Genomic DNA, 24,793 nt, shown 5'->3' with positions numbered 1-24,793 from the left:
TGCTTTAGTAACTGTTGTTACTTTAGTAGCAGTTGTTTTAGGAAAAAATTTAACAACAACCACTGTGATCTAGCCCGTCTAAGCCATGTCACTCAAGCAATTGAGGATTTGCTCTGTTAATAATGCCTCTGATAACGGGTTTAAGCTAATTATCTCTAATCTTGAGTCCATGGCTTCATCAAGCTCGTTAATCGACAGCCTGCCATCGACAGCATTAAAAGCGCCAATGCCTTCTTCTGTGATCATTACCGCTTTTATGCGTAGCACCTCATTAAGTAAGCCGTCACACCAGGCAACTAACTTATCAAAGTCAAAACAATGCTCGGCGCTAAAAATCCAGCCAATACTATGCGCTCCTTGCGCTTGATTTAACTTGGTTATAAAACCTTGGCCATTGAACTCATCATCAACCACAGCAGCATTTGAGTCAAACAGTGATTGGCTAGGCTTGGTCACTGACTTGGCTAAATAAGATGCTTGAGTGCTTGAACTGCTGAGACTAATGGCTCGCGGCTTTATCAACGCCCAATAAACATGATTAAGCACATCAGCTGTGTTAGAGGCAATACACAGTTTTTTATCATTAGCTAAGTAAGCTGACAAAGAGGCAAAATCATCTTGCTGATATAAATCGGCCTTGCTGGCGTAAATCACTTCTGCAATGTCTATTTGCTGATTAAAGTTACTATTTTCAGTGTAGCGAGTGTCTTTGAGCTTGCGCGCATCAACCACACATAAGGTTTGATTTAACTGCAATACTTGCTGATTAAACTCATTGGTCAGTACCTTGAGTATTTCAGCAGGATGGCCAAGTCCAGTTGGTTCAATTAACAATCTATCTGGCTTAGCTTTTTGAATAATTTGATTAATCGCCACTTGCATCGGTACGCCTGCAGCGCAACATAAGCAGCCACCAGCAACTTCTTTTATGACCACTTGTTCGGATGAGTTGCTGCCAGTTATCAGGCTCGCATCAATACCCACTTCGCCAAACTCATTAACTAGCACTGCCCAAGTTTCATCCTTGGGTTTGATTGCCAGTAACGACACAATTAAGCTGGTTTTACCTGCCCCTAAAAAGCCGGTAATGAGGTTAGTATTAATGCGTTTACGGATCACCTGATAAATTCCACTAAATAACTAAATTAAACCCATGTAAATAATAAGCATTGTGATTATTATTTTTTAGCGTACTTGCCTTGTCTAGTCGGCTTAGCGTTCCCATCAGCACGACTACCTTTACCAGCAGGGCCACTTTTAGCTGCGCCGCCGCGATTTCGGTTGCCACCTTGGCGTTTATGTTTAAACAGCTTTTTAGGTTTTTCAGCATCGACTTCTCTATATCGAGCCGGTAATGGCGCGCCAAGTTCATAACCGGGTAACACTACCACAGGTATTGAGGTGCTAATGAGTGCTTCAATGTCTTCTAACAGCTCCATTTCATTTTGTGCGACCAATGAAATGGCCTGACCGGTTAAGCCTGCGCGGCCCGTACGGCCAATACGGTGAACATAATCTTCAGGCTCTGGGGGTAATTCAAAATTAATCACTAATGGTAAAGCTTCAATATCTAGACCCCTTGCGGCGAGATCGGTCGCTATCATGACGCGCAGCTTACCCGTCTTAAACTCTTCTAAAGCACGGTTGCGAGCGCCTTGAGTTTTGTCACCATGAAATACGGCAGCTTTAATACCATCTAACTTAAACTCTTTAAGTAAGTGCTCAGCCGTTTCTTTTAGGCTGGTAAATACCATCACCTGTTGCCAGTTATTACGGCCAATCAGCTCTGACAGTAACTCTGCTTTACGGCGTTTATCTACTTGATATACCGATTGGGTTACCGTTTCAGCAGGTTTTTGATTCGATATATGCACATACTCGGCATTTTTGAGCATTTTTGCCGCTAAGCTTTTGACATCATTAGAATAGGTCGCTGAAAACATCATGGTTTGATGTTGACGATTGATCATCCGCTTCACTTTTTCGATATCTTTAACAAAACCTAAGTCCAACATGCGATCGGCTTCATCGATAACTAAATGGGTCACAAAGGATAAATCAAGGTCATGCTGACCAATAATATCGAACAATCGCCCAGGAGTTGCTACCAAAATGTCGACACCTTTAGCGAGGGCTTTTCGTTGCGGGTTGATATTCGAACCGCCATAAACCGCGAGGCTCTCAAAGGGTAAAAACTGGGCATAGTTAACCAGATTTTGTTCGATTTGAATCGCCAGCTCGCGAGTTGGGGTCATGATCAGTACCCGTAAACGTTGCCAAGCTGTTTTGCTCTCTTGTTCGGCTATTTCAAGCTCAAGACGAGTTAATAAAGGTAAAGCAAATGCAGCAGTTTTACCGGTACCAGTTTGTGCGCTGGCTAATATATCCTTACCTTCAATAGCTAATGGGATCACAATTTGTTGTACGGGGGTCATATCGCTATAACCACATGTGTTAACCGCATCCAAAATCGGTTGTGACAAGCCTAATGAATCAAAAGTCATATTGTTCTCTGAAAACTACTGTTAAAGGCGCTATTGTAGCGACTTAGGTTAATATTAGCGAAATAAAAACCACAGCTAAATAAAGGCACTTAGGCTTAATGCAATGCATTAACCTGTAAAATCAGCCAAGTACATATAAGTTAGCTCTGTTTTATAACACGCTAAGATATGTTATTTCGGCCTTTAGGTAACACTTTGTATCTTATGGTTTTATTTATTGATTTAATTGGCACATTTTAGCAACATAGGTCTCACAATAATAAAACAACTAATAGGCCTGTGATGAAACTGCTATACCCGTTATTATTTGCATTAACCCTTAGCGCTTGTGGTGGCTCAGACTCTGACTCTCAAGTTCCAGAAACTCCTGAGACTACACCACCTGTCGAACCTACTGAGCTAGTTGCCGATATTTGCTATGTTATGTCGACAACAATGGGCGACATCAGCTTAGCCATCGATACCACTAATACACCCATTACTGGAGCGAATTTTAAACGCTATGTCGATGAGCAGTTTTATGATGGCACACTATTTCACCGCGTTGTCTATCAATTTGTTTCACAAGGCGGTGGCTTTACCACAGGATTAGTGAGCAAGCCTGGCTTTGAAGCTATCACATTAGAAGACAATGTTGGCCTAACTAACGCACGTGGCACCATAGCGATGGCGCGCACCACAGTGGCAGATTCAGCCACATCACAGTTTTATATCAACGCCCTCGATAATCCTCAATTAGATTATTCCAGTGGCCAACGTGGTTATGCGGTTTTTGGTCAAGTGTATGACGGTATGGCTGAAGTGGTCGATCAAATTAACATGGTATCGATTAATAGTAATAGCGTACCTGTAACAGATATCGTCATCAACAGCGTTGAAGAAACCAGCTGCCCACAATGATAACCTAGCAAAAAATTTGTATGTGACTAATGTATAGCGCTTTATTATTAACGCCCGCAACAATTATCGTTGCGGGCTTTTTATTGGTTTACAGCGCAAATAAAACCAAAAGTACAATCAAGATTACACTTCACTAGCAAAATCAGAGCTAGCTCCGCTAATTACGATTAAAACCACAGAAACAACATGAACAAGTTTAAATGTATGAAATAAGTCACAAATTATAGTCAATATGATTGGTAATTTAATGACATTAAAGAATTCTGTATTAATTATTTTAATCATTAAAGAGGTTTCCCATGGCGACTAAATTTTTCATTCCTAGCGTAAATATTCTCGGTCAAGACAGTGTTAATGAAGCAATCAATGACATCAAAACACTGGGCTTTAAGCGCGCACTTATTGTTACTGATGCACCGTTAGTAAAAATTGGTTTAGTTGATAAAGTAGCGGCTAAGCTTATGGACAATGGCATTGCAGTATTTATCTTTGATGGCGTACAACCTAACCCAACCATGGGAAATGTTGAAGCAGGCTTAGCAATGCTTAATGCCAACGAGTGTGATTTTGTTATTTCGTTAGGTGGCGGCTCGCCACATGATTGCGCTAAAGGTATCGCTTTAGTGGCGACCAATGGTGGTAGCATCAAAGACTACGAAGGCTTAGATGTTTCAACAAGACCACAAATGCCGCTAGTCGCAATTAACACTACGGCTGGCACAGCCAGTGAGATGACCCGTTTCTGTATTATTACTGATGAGTCACGTCATATTAAAATGGCGATTGTCGATAAAAACACCACCCCTATTTTGTCAGTAAATGACCCTGAACTCATGGTTGAAAAACCTGCGGCGTTAACAGCCGCAACCGGTATGGATGCATTAACTCATGCGGTGGAAGCTTATGTATCAACAGCTGCGAACCCAATTACCGATGCTTGTGCAATTAAAGCCATCGAGCTGATTAAAGCTAACTTGGTTAATGCGGTTGAACAAGGTGATGATATCAATGCTCGTGAGCAAATGGCTTACGCGCAATTCTTAGCGGGAATGGCATTTAATAATGCTAGCTTAGGTTATGTTCATGCGATGGCCCATCAACTTGGCGGCTTTTATGATTTACCACACGGTGTGTGTAATGCACTATTACTGCCGCATGTACAAGCTTACAATGCGCAAGTGGTGCCAGGTAAATTAAAAGACATTGCTAAAGCAATGGGTGTAGATGTGGCGCAATTAGATGATACTCAAGGCGCAGCGGCTGCAATCGAAGCCATTAAAACCTTGTCTGTTGCAGTCAATATCCCAGCAAATTTAACTGAACTTGGAGTTAACCCAGAAGACATCCCTACACTGGCTGATAATGCGTTAAAAGATGCCTGTGGCCTCACTAACCCAAAACAAGCGACCCATGGTGAGATTTGTGAAATATTCACTAACGCACTATAGGTTACAACCGTAAGTTTCATATATTCGCGGCTCAAGCTGATCCGCGAATAAAGCCTGTCAATGGCTGGCATTCTCTACTAGAGAACAACCTGACTAAAACACAGCTTAAGGCCAATAAAATTGCCATTAAGCTATTGAAATAGCGCCAGCCACAGCGCTAAAAATAATAGTCACACTTAAGTATTCTAACTACAAACTGATACTTTTATTTAATAAATAATACACTTACACACATAACTGTTAACCGCGTCTAACTTCTCAAAATAACCATTGACCTGCCTTAAAATAGGGGTCTATGATGAAGTTACATTCTTAAATAAGTAGGTAAGCTATGACTGCAATCACTCATGTGTATAACTACACAGTAAGATGTCCTCACTATAAAGAAAAAGATAAAACAGCTAGCTGGTTAAACCACATAGAAATCAACCAATCCTCAGAAATTGCACTAAACCGCATCACCAAATGGCACAATGCACCCGGTTCAAAATCATTTGAAAGCGGAAAGTTTGTCGTTAGAAAGTCGGACACCGACAACACTTATTACTCAATGCAAAGCAATCGCCTGTTAAATGATGCCCACGCTATGGTCACCTTTAAGATCTTCCTCGATGATTGCTGCCAAGATGCAGATCCAGAGAAAATCATTGCCCATTTAGTCGAAGACTATAACAAGCGTCTTGCTAAAGCTCAGTAACGTTTCCAAGGATTACTGAATCACCGAAAAACGCTGTTATGTTTTTCGGTGACAATCTCAAATATTACCAAAGCCAATACGTGATCCAGTTAACACTATTCCAAACTAGTTAACCATCAGTTCACAGTTCCACACTCTTATTAAGACATCCCAGCTTTGTTTACTATATAAACTGCTTCTCATAATTTTTAACACGCTTTACGACTGCCTTTTAACGCTTCGATATGCTGCATTCTTTTTTAATCTTATAAATTAACTCGCTTTACTCTGACTACCTTTACATGACAAGTGAGTTTGCAACGCTAAAGCGCATAATTTTTATAAGATTTTGTCGATTCTGTTCCTTGTCGTTAAAGCCATACCGATAAAAATATAACCGAATTATTTTAACTTCACTAAAGGAGCATCTTAGATGCAAGCAGTTCCGAATATCGTCATCGTTGGCGGCGGCGCAGGTGGCATGGAAATCGCCACTAAATTGGGTCATAAAGTTGGTAGAAAAGCCAAAGCAAAAGTCACACTCGTGGATTGTGCCGAAAGCCATGTGTGGAAACCACTGCTTCATGAAGTGGCTACTGGCGCCTTAGATATTGGCATTGATGCAATTAGCTACCGTGGCCACGCCTCAGCACATGGTTACCATTTTCAACAAGGTGCAATGATTGATATTAATCGTGATGATAAACATATTATTTTAGCGCCAATTAATGATGAAAACGGGGATGAACTCTTACCCGCTCGTCATATTCCTTATGACTATTTAGTGATTGCCATTGGCAGCGTAGCCAATGACTTTAATATTCCTGGCGTCAAAGAGCACAGCCTGTTTTTAGATAACACTGAACAAGCGATGCAAATTCGTAAGCTGTTATTAAATAAATTTATGCGCTATGCCAGTCATCATCAACTGGATGATAAAATTAAAATTGCTGTGGTAGGTGCAGGTGCGACTGGTGTGGAAATGTCGGCTGAAATGCACCATGCGGTAGAGCAACTCAGTGGCTTTGGCTATAAAATTGATACCAGTTTGCTGGAAGTTTCCCTCATTGAAGCTGATGAGCGCATTTTACCTAAAGTCGGCAAAGTAGAAATTTCTGACTCAGTGACCCGTGAACTCAAGCAATTGGGAGTGAAGGTCATGACAAACACCCGCATTACACAAGTGACACCAGAAGGCTTATCGACAACAGATAACACCTTGATCCCTGCAGATATGGTTATATGGTCAACAGGTGTTAAAGCACCAAACTTTTTAAATAATATTGGTGGTCTTGAAAGTAATCATATTAACCAAGTGATGGTGAAGCAAAATATGCAAACCACCCTAGACCCCTCAATCTTCTCTATTGGCGATTGTGCAGCTTGCCCACAAGCTGATGGCAGCTGGGTACCTCCACGAGGCCAGTCAGCAAGACAAATGGCATTAATGACAGCTGATAACATTATGTTGATGCTTGCTGGCAAAGATCCTAAAAATGAATACGTTTACAAAGATTTAGGTTCGCTGGTGAACCTGTCGAAGTTCCACACTGTCGGTAACCTAATGTCATTTATGGGTGGCGGGGTTTTGGTTGAGGGTAAAATTGCCCGTTTTGTTTACACCTCACTTTATCGTCGTCACTTAATTGAGCTGCACGGTGTGGTGAAAGGCACCTTAATGATGCTGGCAAAAGGGATCAGCCGCATTATTCATCCGCATCTTAAATTACACTAAAGTGGAATTAGGCGCTTAAGCGCTAACTGATAAAGATAAAACATTAACCTTGCCAGCTTTAGATCAATTAAAGCTGGCAAGGTTAACGCCAGTGAACGACTCTATTGGGGCTAGTTTGCTAAACACTTACCTTTACCGGTACTCGCAATGATTAAACCATCCCCTTAGGCGGCATTCGCTCTAATACCATGAGGGATCGGTAAACCTCTTTCATTAATGTTCACAAACACAATTTTATCGATATAAGCGATCGGTGCATTGCTAAGGCTATTTCTCACTTTACATCTTAATGTAATAGAACTTTGCCCTAAGCTAATGGCTTCCATACCAAACTCAATCACATCACCCATTTTAGCGGGACTCATAAAATTAATTTCTGACACTAACTTAGCCATTAGCTGCTTACTGTGCATTTGACAGCGGGCAAATATCGACGCTTCTTGATTAAGCCACATCAGTAGCTGGCCACAACATAGACTTTGTTCTGCATTTAAATTTACTGGTTTTACAATATGACGGCCTAAATATTCCATAATATTGCTCCTTGAATTACTATACCACTTTATAGGTAGCAACTTTAAAGCCAACTCTTCAAGCTGTTGAAATAATTAAAAATGATAAAACCATGATTTAAATATGGTCTCTTAACTGCGCCATAATATTACAACCTCAGTACTTGCTTGCACCAAAAAAAAGCACCTCTTGGCAGAAGTGCTTTTTAAAGACAATCAATAACTGATTGAGCGCTCATTTATGGGTGCCACATTTGAGCTAAGACAGTTTTATCTGGATTATTTATTATTCAGCTGGACAATTATTTGCTTCAAGGTAGTGATAAAAGTCACAATATCCTGCCGGCTAATATCTTTGTGGGTCACCAAGCGTAATGACGATGACGGACTGATAATGATGCCCTTTTGCGCCAATAGTAAAGCGAGATGCTTGACATCATATGCCTTATCTAAAGATGCAAACACCATATTAGTTTGAACTAAATTGATATCCACTGAAAACTCAGGCATTTCAGATAACAGCTGTGCTAAAAGCGCGGCATTATCATGATCTTCTGCCAACCTATCCACTTGCTCGGTAATAGCCAATTGGGCTGCTGCTGCAATAATACCCGCTTGCCTCATACCGCCACCGAGCACTTTACGCCAGCGTATAGCTTTTTGTATTAAGCGCTCATCCCCAAGCAATATTGAACCTATTGGCGCAGCTAAGCCCTTTGATAAGCAAATTGAAACCGAATCAAAATACTGAGTAATCTCACTAATGGGTATATTTTGTGCCACTGCAGCATTCGCTACGCGCGCGCCATCTAAGTGGATTTTTAAATTATGATTAAAGGCTAATGCTTGGGCATCAGCAAGGTATTTCTGCGGTAACACCTTACCACCAATGGTATTTTCAAGGCTCAATAAACGAGTATGCGCAAAATGAATATCATTAGGCTTAATAGCAGCTTCAATATCTGCAAGTAAAATTGAACCGTCTGGCTGATTGTTTAACGGTTGCGGTTGAATACTGCCCAGTACTGCTGCCCCGCCACCTTCAAATTTATAATTATGAGCCTGTTGACCACAAAGGTACTCATCACCTCGCTCACAATGTGCCATTAAGGCCAATAAATTAGCTTGAGTACCAGAACTAACAAACAAAGCACTATCAAAGCCATATAAGTCAGCAGCCATATCTTGTAAATGGTTTACCGTGGGATCATCACCATAAACATCATCGCCAACCTCGGCATTCGCCATGGCTTTACGCATGGCATCTGTGGGTTTTGTTACCGTATCACTGCGAAAATCAATCATATCCACTCTCAATAAACTGGCGCGAGTACTGTTTCTAGTACTGTAAAATTAGCTTATTCTACCCCAGTTATTCGTGCTTAAGCTTGTGCTAGTCGGCAGAAATTTTATTTAATGCCGATAATGCGGCGTCGTAATCTGGATGATTAGCCACCTCAGCTACAAGTTCTTTATATTTGAGTGTTCCGTTCGTATCAATAATCAAAATAGCTCTCGCAAGTAAACCGCGGTCTTTGATCAGTAAACCATATTTATGACCAAAATCTCGCCATACAGCATCTGATAGCACTGTTATTTTATCCACTTGCTCTGCCTGACAAAAACGCTTTTGAGCAAAAGGTAAATCGGTGCTAATAGTTAACATCACCACATTGTCGTTGTATTGGCTGACTGATTTATTAAATCGCTTAGTCTGCAACGCACAGACCCCAGTATCTAAGCTAGGCACAGCACTAATTAATACGGTTTTTCCTTTAAAGTCAGCCAGGCTTATGGGCTCGAATATCTCATTAACAAGGGTAAAGTCAGGCGCTTGAGTATTAACGCTTAATTGCTGGCCTACTAACTCCATCGGCTTACCGCCCATAGTAATTGTCGTCACTTCACTGCCAACACTGACATTAGGCAAGGTAAGTGCAATAACCACTGCGACTGAAGATAGAATATTATTGTACATTTTTAACCTCACGAAATCATTGCGATAAAATGGCCATAAAAAAGCCAGCATAATAGCTGGCTTTGTGAACAAAATGCACTAAATAGGCTATTTAGCTGGCATTTCTTTTAAATGTAAATCCATTTGTGGGAATGGAATTTCAATAGCTGCAGCATCTAGCGCATTCTTAATCTGTTCTAGTAACTCAAAATGAGCTGGCCAGTAATCGGCAGTGTTAACCCATGGACGAACCACGAAGTTAATAGAACAATCTGCTAGTTCACCTAGTGCAACAGTGTATGCAGGATCTTTAAGAACATATTGATTATTGTCTAATACAGAAGAGATAACTTTCTTGGTTGCTGCGATATCTGAGGTGTAACCCACACCGATAACTAAATCAACTCGACGTGTTTCTTTAGTTGAGTAATTAATAATAGTGCCATCCATCATCGCTGAGTTTGGAGCAATAATGGTCTTGTTATCGCCAGTACGAAGTTTAGTTGAGAAAATAGTTATTTCTTCAATCACTCCCGCTACACCAGCGGCTTCAACAAAATCACCTACACGACAAGGGCGGAAGATAACCATCAACACACCTGCGGCAAAATTTGACAATGAACCTTGCAGCGCTAAACCTACAGCTAAACCTGCAGCACCCAATACAGCGACTAGTGATGCTGTTTGTACGCCAATTTGACCTAAGGTTGCGATAATCGTAAATACAAATACCACGCCCCAAACCAAATTACCGACAAATGATGCTACGGTTTCATCAATTTTACGGCCCAGTAATAGTTTTGTAGTTAATTTCTTAGCTACGTTAGATAGATATTTACCTACGATAAATATCAAAATGGCCATCACAACTTTTAATCCATAAGTGATTAAAAATTCAGGCGCTTGTGCCATCAAACTCTCGATGCTTTCCATGGTTTACTCCCTTTATTAATAATAATTATTCAAACTTGAATTCAACGCGTCTATTTTTTTGCCTACCTAGCGCGGTACGATTTGTTGATATGGGAGCCAAACTCCCCATACCACTAACTTCTATTACATCGGCATCAATCGCAAACTGCTCGACCAAAATATCTTTAACTGATTGGGCTCTTTTTACTGACAAACTGGCGTTTAATTGCTCACTACCAATGTTGTCGGTGTGACCTAGTAAAGAAATACTGACAAGCTTATTGTCCTTAATGAGCTGGTGCGCCCGCTCAATACTGGGTAATTGCGACCTTAACACCCGAGACTGGTCAAAATTAAAATATATCGGGCTGACGCTCACTAAGCCCAAACTTTGCTGGCAACCATTGGCAAGTACAGCTGTATTAATCTGTGTATTGGGACAGGCATCTTTTTTATCTGGTACGCCATCAAGATCACTATCAACCCAAGCAAGCACTGAACTGCTAAAAACTAAGCTGCATAAACAAACAAGTTGTCGATACAAGATCCTGCCTCCGCCATCAAAGTCAGTTAATTACACTCAATGGCCAGACACTTAATATGCAATAAAACTAAATATTGTTTTTTTGACACTAAAATCCAATGAGTTACATTTTATATACTTGTTAAAAATTTGCAAAGCGTTTACACAATTAAAACAAGTATAGATTCTATTTGTCAGCCCGCTAACCGACCTCATACTAAATAATCGTCACAAATTCTGTTATCCGTTGTTATGGTGACTTTAATAGCATTTGCCAGCTAAAAGCTTGCCAACTAGCACCAAAAAAACAACAAAGGTATCTTTGCAAGCGGTTAAAAACTGATTCAACGTCTACATTTACAAACGCTGATCGCCCATGGCCATTGACTTTTACGGCTTATAAGATGTATATAAGGGTAGCTTTTTAAGGTTTTAATCCTTAAAACTTTAAAATGACAACATTTACTATAATAAATAAACAACAAAGTGGTTAAATTTATAGCAACTAAGTTGAAACGCGACAGAATGTTATTCTGAAAATATCAATACGTTGAACATAATCACAATTGCAAACAACAATTTCTGTGGCGACAGTGGTCCCGCAGGCAAATCACAAGCTTAAGGTGGAAGACTTAATGAGCAATGCAAAACCACAGGGGACCATGCTTGGTCATCCCAAGGGGCTTTTCCTGCTGTTTACAACAGAACTATGGGAAAGATTCAGTTATTACGCGATGCGTGCCATTTTGGTGCTCTATCTGGTCGATAAAGTTGAGTCTAATGGTGGTAGTGGTCTTGGTTGGACTCAAGCAGACGCACTTTCTCTTTATGGAACATTTACCGGTTTAGTGTACTTAACCCCGCTTATTGGCGGATGGTTAGCGGATAATATTTTAGGCCAACGTAAAGCGATTTATATTGGCGGCTTCTTAATGGCTGCAGGTCAATTTACCCTAGCAGCACCACATAGCTGGATGCCAGGTCTAGAAACAACTATGTTTTACATTGGCCTAGGCACCTTGATTATTGGTAACGGTCTATTTAAGCCAAACATCTCAACTATGGTTGGTGACTTATATGAAGAAGGCGATCACCGTCGTGATGGTGCATTTACTATCTTCTATATGGGTATTAACGTTGGTGCGGCATTATCAGGTTTCATTGTGGCATGGGCATACACCCAATTTGGCCATAGCATTGTTATTGACGGCAAAGAAGTATTTGTTAACAACTGGCAAGCAGGTTTCTTCTGTGCGGGTATTGGTATGGTTGCGTCATTAATCATCCAATTCCTATTCGCGCAAAAGCTACTTGGAGATATCGGTACGGTTCCTGCCGCTAAACTTGAAAAGCAAAAAAATGAAGCTAAAGGTGAAACACGTAAAGAGCCTTTAACTAAAGTTGAACGTGATCGCATTAAAGTGATCATGGTAATGGGTTTATTCACGGTTATTTTCTGGGCAGGCTTTGAGCAAGCTGGCGGATTAATGAACTTATTCACTAACAACTTTACCGATCGTATGATTGGTGGTTGGGAAGTTCCAACGACTTATTTCCAATCACTTAATGCTATCTTTATCGTTGTTTTTGCCCCTGTTATTGCGTCTATTTGGATCCGCTTAGGTAAAAACGAACCTAACTCACCAGTTAAATTTGCATTAGGTTTAGTATTACTGGGTATTGGTTTCCTATTCATGATCGGTGCTGTACTTGAAATGGGCGGCGACGCAAACGCTAAGTCAAGCATGTGGTGGTTAGTCGGTGCATACTTCTTCCACACCATGGGTGAATTATGTTTGTCACCAATTGGCTTATCAATGGTCACTAAATTGGCTCCACTGCGTATCGCATCATTAATGATGGGTGCTTGGTTCCTATTTATCGCAGCGGCTAACAAAATTGGTGGCTTAGTAGGTTCATTAATTGGTCACGGCGGTGATGTGGAAGATCAACTTGCCAATGCAATGTCTATTTTTGCTGGTATTGCGATCACAGCAGGTATCTCAGCGGTTATCTTATACTTCATGGCTGACAAGCTAGTTGATTGGATGCACGGCGCTGAAGGTCACAACGAAACTGAAGAGCAAGCGTTAACTGAAGAAATTGCAGTGACGGCTGAACATGAAGCAATAAAGCATTAATACTTAGCTTTAGTGCATCATGAATTAAAAAACCTCGCCATTTGCGAGGTTTTTTATTTCAGCTTTATTTATCCAATACTGTGTTTATGACGTGGGCAGCTTGCATTTAATCTATTACAGCTTAAGAGCTAACTCCATAAAGCCGCCAGCGGCTAGCGCTTCATCATAGAACAAGCCATTAAATTGGTTATTCAGTAATCGAGCTCGATGATTTGCATCACTGCTGACAATACAGATCTTTTCTTCTGGCAGTAAACTCCTAAACTGCATACTAGGCTTATTCCACTCATCTGAGCCTAGTTGTCGTGAAGGTGAAATCGCCAATGGTGCTAAACCGTTATTATTACGTAAATAGCAACGCAGTCCGCTACCAGCTTGGCCAATCGCAACTCTGAAGTGTTCAAGCTCAACACACACATACACCATATCCACATACAAGTTCAGGCCTGAAGTCACCATACGCTCATTCAAGTAGCTCAGCATATTGTAAGGCTCGATTAAGGTATTACTGACGCCATTACGGTATTGTTTTAATTTTTGGTTAACAAAGCTTCGCATTAATACACAGCCGAATGCGGCGCGATTATCTTCAGGATAAAAATGCGCCATGTACATCATTAAATGCTTATCTCCCACCATAGTGGAATCGATAAAATAAGCACTTACATCACTATTTTTACACAAGCTATAGTGAACATCGGCGTTAGGGTAACCAATATTTGAGGTAGGAAACAATTGCTGCTGCACACTCTTAGCTGCTTCAGCACTGCTTTCCAGTAGGCTAAAGTTATCAGCTAATTCTTGATATGATAAATCTTCGCTCATCTTAGCGGCAGAGTTGATAACTGCATGGCTGTCATTAAAATCAAGCTTATCGGACTGAGCCTGCGGCGCTATAGCTTGTTCAATGGCTTGCTGGATGATAAAAAGATCAGAAACGGGTTTGACTAAGTAATCGCTGGCGCCATAGCGCAAAGCTTCCACGACATCAGCCATCACATTATTACCTGATATGACAATTGAAGGGACTGAAGGGTTTAACTCGATTATCTGTTTAAGCATACCAAGGCCCCCTAAGCGTGGCATGCTTAAATCAGCAATGACGATATCAACAGGCTGTGCTTGAAAGGCTTTGACGCCCTCTTCACCATTTTCTGCTTCAAAAACCACAGCGCCTTGCTGAGTTAAAAAGTCAGCGACTAACTGCCTAAAAACTGCATCATCTTCAACTAATAACACGGCGACATTGGTTAATGCCATAAAACTCCCCCGATAGCACTGCTGTCGAAGAAGCCTCATCGTTCAGCAATATCACTCAAGCTCTAATAAATATTCTTCTAGTAATTCATCATCATCTTGTTTGACTGGCACGTTGCCATCATAAACTTTGTAATCCATATATTGAAAATAGGCTTCTTTGACAAATGTGTATGGATCAAGTGCATTATCTAATAGACGTTCTTGATCGATGGCTGATGCTCGTGAGTCGAGGTTTTTCAAGCCCCACTTAAGGACTGACTGCCATAACAAGAACTCTGACAAAGGAAAGTATAGACTATCAACCCAATCTGAGGCGAGTTCCCTTGTCACATAAGGACCAAAAAAAGGCGCCATAAAATAAGGGCCGTTTGGCACGCCGTAATAACCTAACACTTCATTGAAGGCATCTTGTTTGCGGGTCATGCCCATCATGTCTGCCACATCAATCACCCCAAAAAGTCCTAGAGTGGTATTAACGGTAAATCGGCCACCAGCATTGGCTGCCCAGCCCCACTTACCTTGTAATGCGTTATTCACTAACGAACTTGGTTCTTCAAAGTTACGCACAAAATTATTAACCCCAGACTTTACTGGTGTTGGCAAATAATCATTATATCCATGGGCTATAGGGCGGAAAAAATGACGATCAAGATAGTGGTAATTAAAATCCCACATGGCACGGTTAAATCCCTCTATGGGATCGCGAGGATCATCATAGATGACTTCGACATCAGGCTTGTTTGCCTGCTGAATAGGTTCGGCTTTTAATGAAAAGACACTGCAAGCCATCAATAAAGAAAGCAACAACAATTTATACTTCATACATCTCTCTTTCGGGAAAATTCAATACTGAAATACTCTGAGTTAAGGCTCTATTTCAGTCGCGCTAGATTACAAATTCAACTTGTATTCACTTACCAGTAAAGCTTACAGATTAACTCTAGCAAAGATTTACATTGAAGATTAAAGCAAAGGACTATCAAGTCGATACAGTCTGTATAACCTATTCTGTGTAACGCTATTTAAGTTAGCCAAATAAACTTTTAAGATTTCATTTACAGTATTAATTACGCGAATTTATCACTGTTGATAGTCAAAAATACTACAACTACAACACCTATAGTCAACAATTACGGCTAAGGATACTCAAGGAGTGTAGGAGATCAACGCTTAAATTGTAATAGAACATATTTAAAGGTGATAGTTAGGTAATGGTTTCGTAAATTGTTACGTAAATAGCAATAAACAACTTGAGTGACGATAAAAAATATGACACAAGGCTTAATCACAGCAAGACTGGCGACAACTGAAGCCTCAAAAATGCGCCACAATTTAACCAGCGCGAATATCGCTAAACCAGCAAGCTTAGTGCCTGTTACGCTGTCATCTTCAATACGGTCATCATCGACAACACAATCATCATCGACACCGCTATTATCAGCTACAAACCAAGCGTCTACAGCCTGCTCATCATCTATACCCCAGTTATCTCAAGATACCAAAAACCATGCCGCGGTTACCTTTGCCGTCGCGAATAAAACATTTCAATTTTCAGCCTGCCATCAAATACAGCAAATCCTGCGTTCTGGTGGGCAGTTAATGTTAAACAATGACACGATAAAGCAATTAACTAAGCTCACTGGTACCGCATCTCATAAACAGGCCACAACGAGCAGTCTCACCAATAAGCAGTTAGTGCTAGTCGCACCTGCGATACAAACTAAGCTGCCTATTGAGCTGCTAAAACTGGCACAAAGCAATAATATTTCATCACCGCAATTATTGGCCTTGGCCGCCAGAGCACAAGGTTACCCGCTACCTGTGGTTGAAATAAAACATAATCACTTGCGCTTTAATACCGGGGCTGAGATTTCAGTGTCAGCATCAGCAAAATTGCCTCAAGGCCAACACCTTGCTCATATCAACCAAGTGGCTGGGAAACCGCTGTTAACATTAACCCCAATATTGCATGTTGCGACTGCTGATTTGTTTACGATTGACACCAATAGCCACAATGACAACAATCACAATAAGTTAAAGGCGATCTCAGAACATATTGTGGTAAGAAAAGATGAACCGGCCCAATTACTGAGTCAGCTATTAAAAAAGCTTGAGCAAATACCTTTAAGAGCCAGTGTTGAAACCACGGTGACCAATGTAAAACCACCTCAGCAACAGGTAAACTCGCATCAACACGCTGCAAGCTCAACTGTGGCTCAAGTAAACAAAAGCCCCGTTGAAGTACTGAAACAAAATTTACATAAAGCTGGCGCAATGCCACTTAAAAATGCTTGCAGCAATAATGCAACTAATACCCTTGTCAGTGCTTTATTAGCATTACTGCCGAGCTTAAATCCACGGCCATTAACCCAACTTGCAGATCAAAGCTTATTAAAACAAGAGCTACTGAGCTTAACCAGCTTAAATCTGGCCAATACGCAGCAGCTACCCAATACAGCATTAACAGCTGGGGCAATTAGCGCACTATTTCAGTTGCTCATTGGCTTTAAACGCCAAGGCGCTCACACCCAGCTGAGCCCGTCATTGCAGCACTACCTTGATAAACTGCAGCAAAAAGTTCTCAACAACACTGACCAAAGCCAATTGCTTTTAAGTGCCTTAGATAAAGCCCGCAGCGTCGAGTCCTTAGGCAAACTAGCCACTAGCTTTGGCGGATACCAACAAGCGAGTAGCGACGCTAATCAGCATCTCGCTTGGTATATAGCGCTGCCTTACTCCATTGGCCCACGAAAAGAGCAATTAGAGGGCAAGTTTGAACGGGGCTCTTCTAATGATAACAGCGCGATAACAAGTTGGCGGTTGCAATTAAAATTTAATCTGGCTCAGGGGGCTTTATTGGTTAATGCCCATAAGATAGGAGATTTTCTTGATGTTAAATTTACCAGTGAAAATCAAAGCCTGTTAGATAAAGTGAGTGATTTTCAAGCGCTATTAAGCATAAAAATAAATCAGGCAGGCTTTGTCGCGCGAGAGTTCACCACGGTAATTGATAATGTACCCGCAACCTTATTACCAGGCGATCATTATCTAGTAAAAACCAATGCTTAAGATGCACTTTAAGACGTGAAATTAGGAGCAAATAATGACTAAAATTAAGAAAGCGGTCGCGCTAAGCTTTGATGGCATTAGCGCGCCAACGGTCACCGCCACAGGCAAAGATTTAGTCGCTGAAGAGATAATAGCACTAGCAAAAGATGCTGGCGTCTATATCCATCAAGATGAGAATTTAAGTGAATTTTTACAGTTATTAGCACTCGGTGAACAAGTGCCCCAAGAGCTCTACACCTTAATCGCCGAGCTCATTGCATTTGTGTATATGTTAGATGGTAAATTTCCAGAGCAATGGGATAACTTACATCAAAAAATCATTGAACAAGCTTAGCGCTTTCGCAAAATGACGAGCTACTTTTTATGTAAACGGATAATTAATTCCGCTTCTGCTTTAGGTAGTTCACACTCATTAATCAGCTCTTCCACTCCAGCACCTAACCCCACCATTTTTAATGCTCTAGAGTATAATTTAGATTGTGGGTCTTGCTGACTTGCCTCTTCTAGGCGCTGTGATTGTTTAGTTAATTTTTGCTCTAACTCTAAAACACGCTTACCAACACCGATAGTGCCACTGCGTAATTCCTGCAGCTCTCGTTTAACGGTTTCTCGCTGGCGATCATTTTCTTTTACCAACACAGTTAATGCATCTACTTTGCTTTGCAGCTTGCTGGCTCTTTTTGAAAAAAACATCGCTATTGCGGCACAAGTGACAACATAAATAACAATAGTGATAAGCAATTCTTGCGACATTCATACTTCCTGATAAGACTGATTTTTGTCATTAAAACACAAAAGCCAGCAAATAATAATGCTGGCTTTAGTTGAAACGCAAAAAACGCTTATAACTGAGTTATTTCTGCCCACTCATCGTCAGATAGTAACTTATCAAGGTCGACTAAAATCAATAACTCATTATCTCGGTTACTGACTCCCTGAATGAATTTAGCACTTTCTTCAGTGCCGACATTCGGGGCATTATCGATTTCAGAGCGGCGTAGGTAAACCACTTCGGCAACGCTATCAACCAAAATACCAATCACTTGCTTTTCTGCTTCAATGATGACTATTCGCGATGAGTCATCAACTTCTGCAGCATCAAGGCCAAAGCGTGAACGAGTATCTATCACAGTGACGACATTGCCACGTAAATTAATGATACCAAGCACATACATAGGCGCACCGGGAACGGGGGCAATTTCGGTATAACGTAATACTTCTTGAACTTGCATGACGTTGATACCATAAGTTTCATTATCTAACTTAAAAGTAACCCACTGTAAAACTACATCTTCTTTACCTGCAGCAACCGCTGCTACATTTCTTGAATCTGTCATAAATAACCTCAGACAATCGAATCTTGACAACCTAATCCTGCATCTAGCATTTCAATGAGCGCTTGCACATTTAAAATGCCACACATTTGTTCTTTTACTACGCCGGCAAGCCATGGACGCTTACCCGCTTTTTCACGCCAATTGACATGAGATTTATTAATTTTTACCGCGTTAACTAAGGATTCACATGCCAGTCCCCAGTCACTGTTTTCAAGCATGACGATATACTGATAATCAATAGATTGCGCCATTTCGGTGGTGTACTTTTCTGGCATCACCCAGCGGCAACTATCTACAACATTCACCTTTTGATCTCGACGAGTTTGTACCCCTAAAAACCATTTGGGGCGCCCAATCAGGTGATTAATATGTTCAATTTTTACGATACCGCCCAAACTCACCAATGGCACCGCAAGCGTCAAGCCTGCCACATTGAAAAATAACACCTGAAATTCATCATCTAAAACATCTTGTAAATCTGTGGTGATACTTGGCGGAATCGATGCTAATTCAGCTTTAGCGGGCGACTGACTGACGTCGATAACCGCGGTTTCAACATAAGCTCGCTTATGATTATCTATATCGGCTGAGATTTGAGAATCTTTATTATCCACTACGGATAATTTCGCGGCCTGTGCTGCAGGTTGAGCTATTGGCAGCTTTGCCTGTTGCACCGTACCTTTAAGTACTTGCTTTACCTCAAGTGGAGATTCAACACATTGTTCTGAAGTTGTTGATACTGGTGCTGAGACTACCGCCAATAATTTAGATAAGGCATTTTTATCCACTTGCGGCTCAGCAAATGACGAACTTAAAGATTCACCCAGCGTCGCGACCGTTTGCAAGCGAAGACTTGGAGCCGCCAACTTAGTTGTGGCATGTAAATATTTATCTTCACTATTGTGCAGGGAGCCTTCATAAATTTCTGCAACCTCTGTACTGCTAGTAGAGTCTGTGTGTTGAGCGACTTGTAGTCTGCTGATTGAAGTCTGTTTATTGCAGCTTGTAGCAGCATCTAAAGCCTTATCAGAAGGCTCTTGTAATAATACTGAGAAGAAATCAAAAACAGTTTCATCAACCGATTTTGACATGAGTTAACTCCCTAGACATTAAAAAATCCAGTAAGCGATTATAGGCTTTCATCCCACGGCTGCTGGGCATATGATGGGATAGTGGCACATGGGCTAAACTGGCATCTCTAAATTTAGTATCCACAGGAATAACATCAGGCCATAAAGTTTCTGGATAGCTTAGCTGCAAGGATTGTAACGCAACAGGTGACGCTTTAGTGCGCCGATCATACATGGTTGCTAAAATGGTAAAGCTGTAATCTGTTTTCTTTGAACGCCCCATTAGCGCCATGGTTTTCACCATTCGCTCTAAGCCTTTTATGGCCAAAAACTCAGTTTGAACTGGAATGATTATATGTTCACTTGCCGCCAGAGCATTAACCATTAACACCCCTAAAATAGGCGGGCAATCAATGATAGCAATATCATATTTGTCATCTAGCAAGGCTAATAGGTTACGTAAAACCAGTCCCATCCCTTCTTGATGTCCCAAAGCTCTATCTAATGTGGCTAGCGCCATTGAGGCAGGAATAAGATCTAAACCATCAATTGAGGTCGGCACAATATGCTTTTCAACATCCGCTAAAGATAACGGCTTATGCGCCAAAAAAATATCGTAAAGTGAACTGGGGATTTGCTCAGAATCAATCCCTAAATAATAACCTAGCGATGCATGAGGGTCTGTATCAATCATCAATACCCTTTGACCACGCTTAATTAACGCGCCAGCAAGGCTGGCAACCGTAGTTGTTTTACCTACGCCGCCTTTTTGATTTGCGATTGTCCAAACTTTCAAATGACGCCTCACAGCTTTATTATTGTTATTATTCAATTGATTATTAACTGACTACACTAGATTACAATCTGCTCTAAAGTGAGTCTGATTCACGGGTGGTTATCCTGATCCCACCATGGGGTAAGGGGATTACTTTTACCCCTTGAGCGTTTTCAAGCGTTTGTATATTCTGCTGTTCCTGTGGCTGAAAGTGCTGGTTATTTTCAGCTGTCGTTCCAGGCCCTAGGCTTAATGTTACCGCTTCACCATTCGCCGCCTTTTGCACTAATGCTTTGGTGGGTTCTGGATGTTTTCCAAGCCAAGCAGCAATGTCCGCTGCCTGCTCATCAGGCACCATTAACAACACTTGCGATGCTTTTAGTTGCGCAACTTGTTGAGACAATTCGCGGTTAGTTTTTGCCGCCTCAAAATATAATCCAGCCAGCGTAATAACCGCGATAATCAATAAAAACACCACTGACATTTGTTGGGTGTTCATTGCCTTGTTGACCTTAGCCACGGGCCGTCTCTTTGATAATGGACTCCGCCATACTGTCGATAGCAATGGAATGAGTTGATAAACCTGCTACGGTAACCGCTTGCGGCATACCATACACCACACAACTAGCTTCATCTTGTGCCCAAATCGTTGCTCCAGCGGCTTTCAGCATTCTGGCGCCTTCTCTGCCATCTGCGCCCATACCGGTAAGTACAACCGCTAATACATCACCGCCAAATACTTTTGAGGCTGATGCAAAGGTAATATCCACACTGGGTTTGTAGTTCATCTCGGCATTACCGGCGATAACTTTTAAACGTCCAAATGAACCACTTCGCTCCACCATCAATTGCATGCCACCTGGGGCTAAATAAGCACAACCGGGTTGCAGTACATCCCCATTTTGCGCTTCTTTTACCGTAATCTGACATAAGCTATTTAAGCGACTGGCAAAAGCAGGCGTAAACGCAGCCGGCATGTGCTGAATAAGTAATATTGGGTGTGGGTAATTTGCAGGAAATGCCGTTAAGACTTTTTGCAGTGCAACAGGCCCACCCGTTGAAGTGCCTATCAGCAAGGCTTTATATTTTTTACCGCTCGCTCTAATGGCGCTGGCAGAACACACGTTTTGGGCGCTACTGGCCTGTGAATTATTCGCTTGCGAGCGATTATTTAAGGCCGGTTTCGATGCTAATGTGGTTCTCAAGCTTGCAGGGTTAGCTGCATCTGCTGCATTTCGAGCTGTAACCGTTCTTGGTAATGGCTTATATAATCGTCTTCTGCCTAAGGTTTTAACCCTTAGTTGCAGTAGCTTAATGGCCTCTTCTTTTTTAGAGGCTATATCTTCAAAGCGTTTCGGTAAAAAATCCAATGCGCCGGCATCAAGCGCATCAAGCGTCGCTTTAGCGCCATCATGGGTTAAAGACGAAAACATCAGTATCGGTGTTGGGTTAGTTGCCATTATTTTACGCACAGCAGTAATGCCGTCCATCACTGGCATCTCGATATCCATGGTGATGACTTGTGGCTTTAATTTCTCAGCCATGTCGATGGCTTCTTGGCCATTGACTGCAACACCCACCACTTCGAGGTCGTCATCTTGATTCACTATTTCGCTGACTCGACGTCTAAAGAAACTTGAATCATCAACAACTAAAACTTTGGTAGCCATTTCATTCCTTATCAATTGGAATTTTATCTTTTACTTTTGGCGTAATATTTTAATAAACCCGGTACATCAAGGATCAATGCAATACCTCCATCGGAGGTAATTGTTGCCCCTGCCATACCCGGCGTACCTTGCAGCATACTGCCTAAAGGCTTAATCACAACTTCTTCTTGACCGATTAATGCATCAACCACAAAACCAATTTGCATGGTACCAAGTTGCACAATCACTACATGGCCTTGCTTTTTATCGCCATGAGTAAGCGTGGTCTTGTTGCGATGTAACCATTGCTCTAAATAAAACAGTGGCACGGCTTTATCGCGCACTATGACGGTGAGCTGACCATCGACAACATTAGTTTTAGTTAAATCGAGGTGGAAAATTTCATTAACGCTTGAAAGCGGTAAGGCAAACACCTGCTTAGCAACATCCACCATTAATGTGGGCATAATCGCTAATGTCAGTGGCACTTTAATTTCTAAAATGGTGCCTTGGCCTTTTACCGAATCAATATGCACTGTGCCGTTTAATTGGCTGATGCGGGTTTTCACCACGTCCATTCCAACGCCGCGGCCTGAAATATCTGAAATTTCAACTTTGGTTGAAAAACCTGGGGCAAAAATTAAGTTATAAGCTTCATTATCAGTCATTCTTGCGGCTGATTCTTCGTCTAGAACCCCGCGGCTAATGGCGATTTCTTTTAGCTTATCGGCATCCATCCCTGCGCCATCATCTTCAATTTTAAGAAGAATATGGTCGCCTTCTTGGCTTGCAGAAAGAGTTATCGTACCGGTTCTTGGTTTGCCATTCGCTTCGCGAGTAATAGGCATTTCAATGCCATGATCAACCGAGTTACGTACTAAATGGACTAATGGATCTGCCAGTGCTTCAACTAGATTTTTATCAAGATCGGTATCTTCACCTACCATGATTAAATCAATTTCTTTATTCAGTGTTCTGGCTAAATCGCGAACCACTCTTGGGAAGCGGCCAAATACTTTCTTAATTGGCTGCATGCGGGTCTTCATTACCGCGCCTTGTAGGTCGGCAGTAACCAGATCTAAATTGGCAAGTGCTTTCGACATTTCTTCATCATCGCGAGAAATACCTAAACTCACTAAGCGGTTTCGTACCAGCACCAGCTCACCAACCATATTCATAATTTGGTCAAGGCGCGAAGTATCAACCCTTACGGTGGTTTCACCCTGTGGCATGGCACCTTGGGTTTTAGCAGGTTCTGCTTTTTTTACTGACGCGGCAGCTTTAGCGGCTGGCACTGGTTTTGTGTCTGTCGCACTTGGCTGTGCTGGCGCAGCTGTGTTTGAGACGGCTTTTGATGGCGCAATATCTGCGGGCATTGAAACGGGAGTTGCAGGAGTTGCGGGAGTAACTGCTGAAGGCGCTAGGCTAACAGCCTGAGGAGCGGCACCTTTACCATGTAATTCGTCTAATAACTTTTCGAACTCATCGTCGGTAATATCATCGCCATCAACAATTGGATCTTGTTCTATTACCGCAGGTTTTACTTCTGCAATTGGGGTACTCGCGGCTTTAAAACTACCAGCGCCGTGCAATTCATCCAGTAAGGCTTCAAACTCATCATCACTGATTTCATCACTGGCAACAGCAGTGTCACCATTAGCGACTGAAGCACTCGAGGTATCATCAATAAGGTCTTTTGTTGAATTAGAGGTAGGACTGTTTCCTGCGCCATGAAGTGCATCGAGTAAGGCTTCAAATTCACTCTCGTCGATATCATCAATAGAGCCCACTGATGCTTCAGAGTCTTCAGCAATCGGCTCAACTTCAGCTAAAGTCTCTTCAATTAAAGTCTCTTCAATTAAAGCCTCTTCAATTAAAGCCTCTTCAGCAATTAACGCGTCTTCGGGCGTGCTGGCAAGCTCTGAGGCTAATGGCGCTCCAGAACTTAACAGCTTTAAACGAGCTAATAAGTCGGCGTCGGCATCATCTTGTGGCTGACCTTGCTGGGTCTGTGCAAACATCGAATTAATCGCATCAACAGCTTGCAAAATGATGTCCATCAATTCGGCATTTACTTGACGCTTACCCGTTCGCAGTAAGTCAAAGGTATTTTCAGCTTCGTGGCACACATCGACCATAGGGCCTAAGCTCAAAAAGCCTGCGCCACCTTTTACAGTATGAAAACCTCTAAAAATCGCATTCAGTAAATCAGCATCATCAGGATTATTTTCAAGAGCGACGAGTTGCTCTTGTAGAAGCTCTAAAATTTCACCAGCTTCAATCAAAAAGTCCTGGAGTATCTCTTCATCAACATCAAAAGACATT

At 41.6% G+C, this 24,793-nt stretch carries 23 protein-coding genes; 7 read left to right on the top strand and 16 right to left on the bottom strand.

Translation table 11 applies throughout. The features are described 5' to 3' along the window. Positions 1–78: 78 nt before the first annotated feature. Together BCU57_RS02180 and BCU57_RS02175 are read right to left on the bottom strand one after the other, a co-directional pair. Positions 79–1,119 carry a CobW family GTP-binding protein gene (locus BCU57_RS02180; protein ID WP_102439519.1) on the bottom strand — a complete coding sequence of 347 codons (1,041 nt, stop codon included), beginning with the start codon at positions 1,117–1,119 and terminating at the stop codon, positions 79–81. A 59-nt stretch (positions 1,120–1,178) separates the two neighbouring features. Next, positions 1,179–2,504: a DEAD/DEAH box helicase gene (locus BCU57_RS02175; RefSeq protein ID WP_102439518.1), complete on the bottom strand. Its 1,326-nt coding sequence runs from the start codon at positions 2,502–2,504 to the stop codon at positions 1,179–1,181. 282 nt (positions 2,505–2,786) lie between these two features. Between BCU57_RS02175 and BCU57_RS02170 the strand changes: the two genes are divergently transcribed. From BCU57_RS02170 to BCU57_RS02155, 4 genes are all read left to right on the top strand, one after another. Next, complete coding sequence (locus BCU57_RS02170; RefSeq protein ID WP_102439517.1) at positions 2,787–3,404, top strand: peptidylprolyl isomerase; 618 nt, start codon at positions 2,787–2,789, stop codon at positions 3,402–3,404. 299 nt (positions 3,405–3,703) lie between these two features. Beyond that, the gene (gene yiaY / locus BCU57_RS02165; protein WP_102439516.1) at positions 3,704–4,852 is read left to right on the top strand and encodes an L-threonine dehydrogenase; all 1,149 of its coding nucleotides are present in this window, start codon (positions 3,704–3,706) and stop codon (positions 4,850–4,852) included. Positions 4,853–5,183: 331 nt separating this feature from the next. Then, the gene (locus tag BCU57_RS02160; protein ID WP_102439515.1) at positions 5,184–5,549 is read left to right on the top strand and encodes a cytoplasmic protein; all 366 of its coding nucleotides are present in this window, start codon (positions 5,184–5,186) and stop codon (positions 5,547–5,549) included. Between the two features lie 412 nt (positions 5,550–5,961). Continuing rightward, a complete protein-coding gene (locus BCU57_RS02155; protein ID WP_102439514.1) occupies positions 5,962–7,263 on the top strand; it encodes an NAD(P)/FAD-dependent oxidoreductase in 1,302 nt (433 codons plus the stop codon). 164 nt (positions 7,264–7,427) lie between these two features. On the opposite strand, the gene BCU57_RS02150 is transcribed toward BCU57_RS02155, so the two are convergent. The 5 genes from BCU57_RS02150 to BCU57_RS02130 all read right to left on the bottom strand — a co-directional run bounded on the left by BCU57_RS02150 (position 7,428) and on the right by BCU57_RS02130 (position 11,188). Then, positions 7,428–7,796, bottom strand: a complete 369-nt coding sequence (locus BCU57_RS02150) for a hotdog domain-containing protein (RefSeq protein ID WP_076540291.1) — start codon at positions 7,794–7,796, stop codon at positions 7,428–7,430. 258 nt (positions 7,797–8,054) lie between these two features. Beyond that, on the bottom strand, positions 8,055–9,080 hold the full coding sequence (gene ltaE, locus BCU57_RS02145; protein ID WP_102439513.1) for a low-specificity L-threonine aldolase: 1,026 nt from the start codon (positions 9,078–9,080) through the stop codon (positions 8,055–8,057). An 88-nt stretch (positions 9,081–9,168) separates the two neighbouring features. Further along, complete coding sequence (tpx, locus tag BCU57_RS02140) at positions 9,169–9,753, bottom strand: thiol peroxidase (RefSeq protein WP_102439548.1); 585 nt, start codon at positions 9,751–9,753, stop codon at positions 9,169–9,171. Positions 9,754–9,840: 87 nt separating this feature from the next. After that, the gene (locus BCU57_RS02135; RefSeq protein WP_102439512.1) at positions 9,841–10,665 is read right to left on the bottom strand and encodes a mechanosensitive ion channel family protein; all 825 of its coding nucleotides are present in this window, start codon (positions 10,663–10,665) and stop codon (positions 9,841–9,843) included. Between the two features lie 25 nt (positions 10,666–10,690). After that, positions 10,691–11,188, bottom strand: coding sequence for an OmpA family protein (locus BCU57_RS02130; RefSeq protein ID WP_277869099.1), 498 nt, complete (start codon positions 11,186–11,188; stop codon positions 10,691–10,693). 614 nt (positions 11,189–11,802) lie between these two features. On the opposite strand from BCU57_RS02130, the gene BCU57_RS02125 reads away from it, so the two are divergent. Further along, positions 11,803–13,308 (top strand): peptide MFS transporter, encoded by a 1,506-nt coding sequence (locus BCU57_RS02125; protein ID WP_102439510.1) that lies wholly within the window; start codon positions 11,803–11,805, stop codon positions 13,306–13,308. Between the two features lie 114 nt (positions 13,309–13,422). Here BCU57_RS02125 and BCU57_RS02120 read toward each other — a convergent pair whose 3' ends face one another. Together BCU57_RS02120 and BCU57_RS02115 are read right to left on the bottom strand one after the other, a co-directional pair. Beyond that, positions 13,423–14,568 (bottom strand): response regulator, encoded by a 1,146-nt coding sequence (locus tag BCU57_RS02120; protein ID WP_102439509.1) that lies wholly within the window; start codon positions 14,566–14,568, stop codon positions 13,423–13,425. Positions 14,569–14,619: 51 nt separating this feature from the next. Continuing rightward, a complete protein-coding gene (locus BCU57_RS02115) occupies positions 14,620–15,357 on the bottom strand; it encodes a VacJ family lipoprotein (RefSeq protein WP_241901018.1) in 738 nt (245 codons plus the stop codon). A gap of 480 nt (positions 15,358–15,837) precedes the next feature. Between BCU57_RS02115 and BCU57_RS02110 the strand changes: the two genes are divergently transcribed. Then, complete coding sequence (locus BCU57_RS02110; RefSeq protein ID WP_102439507.1) at positions 15,838–17,637, top strand: hypothetical protein; 1,800 nt, start codon at positions 15,838–15,840, stop codon at positions 17,635–17,637. A 34-nt stretch (positions 17,638–17,671) separates the two neighbouring features. After that, the gene (locus BCU57_RS02105) at positions 17,672–17,971 is read left to right on the top strand and encodes an EscU/YscU/HrcU family type III secretion system export apparatus switch protein (RefSeq protein WP_102439506.1); all 300 of its coding nucleotides are present in this window, start codon (positions 17,672–17,674) and stop codon (positions 17,969–17,971) included. A 20-nt stretch (positions 17,972–17,991) separates the two neighbouring features. Here BCU57_RS02105 and BCU57_RS02100 read toward each other — a convergent pair whose 3' ends face one another. From BCU57_RS02100 to BCU57_RS02070, 7 genes are all read right to left on the bottom strand, one after another. Continuing rightward, the gene (locus BCU57_RS02100; protein ID WP_102439505.1) at positions 17,992–18,390 is read right to left on the bottom strand and encodes a DUF2802 domain-containing protein; all 399 of its coding nucleotides are present in this window, start codon (positions 18,388–18,390) and stop codon (positions 17,992–17,994) included. 89 nt (positions 18,391–18,479) lie between these two features. After that, complete coding sequence (locus BCU57_RS02095) at positions 18,480–18,974, bottom strand: chemotaxis protein CheW (protein WP_076540271.1); 495 nt, start codon at positions 18,972–18,974, stop codon at positions 18,480–18,482. A gap of 8 nt (positions 18,975–18,982) precedes the next feature. Next, complete coding sequence (locus tag BCU57_RS02090) at positions 18,983–20,065, bottom strand: chemotaxis protein CheW (RefSeq protein ID WP_102439504.1); 1,083 nt, start codon at positions 20,063–20,065, stop codon at positions 18,983–18,985. After that, positions 20,049–20,840, bottom strand: a complete 792-nt coding sequence (locus BCU57_RS02085; RefSeq protein ID WP_102439503.1) for a ParA family protein — start codon at positions 20,838–20,840, stop codon at positions 20,049–20,051. Before BCU57_RS02085 ends, BCU57_RS02090 begins: the two co-directional genes overlap by 17 nt. 73 nt (positions 20,841–20,913) lie before the next feature. Next, on the bottom strand, positions 20,914–21,339 hold the full coding sequence (locus BCU57_RS02080) for a hypothetical protein (protein WP_241903550.1): 426 nt from the start codon (positions 21,337–21,339) through the stop codon (positions 20,914–20,916). Beyond that, complete coding sequence (locus tag BCU57_RS02075) at positions 21,332–22,489, bottom strand: protein-glutamate methylesterase/protein-glutamine glutaminase (protein ID WP_102439502.1); 1,158 nt, start codon at positions 22,487–22,489, stop codon at positions 21,332–21,334. The genes BCU57_RS02080 and BCU57_RS02075 overlap by 8 nt, the downstream gene beginning before the upstream one ends. 23 nt (positions 22,490–22,512) lie before the next feature. Continuing rightward, a complete protein-coding gene (locus tag BCU57_RS02070; protein WP_413211387.1) occupies positions 22,513–24,792 on the bottom strand; it encodes a chemotaxis protein CheW in 2,280 nt (759 codons plus the stop codon). Position 24,793 lies beyond the last annotated feature (1 nt).

Source organism: Shewanella sp. 10N.286.48.B5, from assembly GCF_002874355.2.
Classification (GTDB): Bacteria; Pseudomonadota; Gammaproteobacteria; order Enterobacterales; family Shewanellaceae; genus Shewanella.
This window is presented reverse-complemented; position numbering and strand designations above follow the sequence as displayed.

What these genes read in the sequence shown, in the direction of transcription:
- BCU57_RS02175 (WP_102439518.1), bottom strand. Translation starts at nt 2,504, where the DNA reads ATGACTTTTGATTCATTAGGCTTGTCACAACCGATTTTGGATGCGGTT.
- BCU57_RS02170 (WP_102439517.1), top strand. Translation starts at nt 2,787, where the DNA reads ATGAAACTGCTATACCCGTTATTATTTGCATTAACCCTTAGCGCTTGT.
- yiaY (WP_102439516.1), top strand. Translation starts at nt 3,704, where the DNA reads ATGGCGACTAAATTTTTCATTCCTAGCGTAAATATTCTCGGTCAAGAC.
- BCU57_RS02160 (WP_102439515.1), top strand. Translation starts at nt 5,184, where the DNA reads ATGACTGCAATCACTCATGTGTATAACTACACAGTAAGATGTCCTCAC.
- BCU57_RS02155 (WP_102439514.1), top strand. Translation starts at nt 5,962, where the DNA reads ATGCAAGCAGTTCCGAATATCGTCATCGTTGGCGGCGGCGCAGGTGGC.
- BCU57_RS02150 (WP_076540291.1), bottom strand. Translation starts at nt 7,796, where the DNA reads ATGGAATATTTAGGCCGTCATATTGTAAAACCAGTAAATTTAAATGCA.
- ltaE (WP_102439513.1), bottom strand. Translation starts at nt 9,080, where the DNA reads ATGATTGATTTTCGCAGTGATACGGTAACAAAACCCACAGATGCCATG.
- tpx (WP_102439548.1), bottom strand. Translation starts at nt 9,753, where the DNA reads ATGTACAATAATATTCTATCTTCAGTCGCAGTGGTTATTGCACTTACC.
- BCU57_RS02135 (WP_102439512.1), bottom strand. Translation starts at nt 10,665, where the DNA reads ATGGAAAGCATCGAGAGTTTGATGGCACAAGCGCCTGAATTTTTAATC.
- BCU57_RS02125 (WP_102439510.1), top strand. Translation starts at nt 11,803, where the DNA reads ATGAGCAATGCAAAACCACAGGGGACCATGCTTGGTCATCCCAAGGGG.
- BCU57_RS02120 (WP_102439509.1), bottom strand. Translation starts at nt 14,568, where the DNA reads ATGGCATTAACCAATGTCGCCGTGTTATTAGTTGAAGATGATGCAGTT.
- BCU57_RS02115 (WP_241901018.1), bottom strand. Translation starts at nt 15,357, where the DNA reads ATGGCTTGCAGTGTCTTTTCATTAAAAGCCGAACCTATTCAGCAGGCA.
- BCU57_RS02110 (WP_102439507.1), top strand. Translation starts at nt 15,838, where the DNA reads ATGACACAAGGCTTAATCACAGCAAGACTGGCGACAACTGAAGCCTCA.
- BCU57_RS02105 (WP_102439506.1), top strand. Translation starts at nt 17,672, where the DNA reads ATGACTAAAATTAAGAAAGCGGTCGCGCTAAGCTTTGATGGCATTAGC.
- BCU57_RS02100 (WP_102439505.1), bottom strand. Translation starts at nt 18,390, where the DNA reads ATGTCGCAAGAATTGCTTATCACTATTGTTATTTATGTTGTCACTTGT.
- BCU57_RS02095 (WP_076540271.1), bottom strand. Translation starts at nt 18,974, where the DNA reads ATGACAGATTCAAGAAATGTAGCAGCGGTTGCTGCAGGTAAAGAAGAT.
- BCU57_RS02090 (WP_102439504.1), bottom strand. Translation starts at nt 20,065, where the DNA reads ATGTCAAAATCGGTTGATGAAACTGTTTTTGATTTCTTCTCAGTATTA.
- BCU57_RS02075 (WP_102439502.1), bottom strand. Translation starts at nt 22,489, where the DNA reads ATGGCTACCAAAGTTTTAGTTGTTGATGATTCAAGTTTCTTTAGACGT.
- BCU57_RS02070 (WP_413211387.1), bottom strand. Translation starts at nt 24,792, where the DNA reads ATGTCTTTTGATGTTGATGAAGAGATACTCCAGGACTTTTTGATTGAA.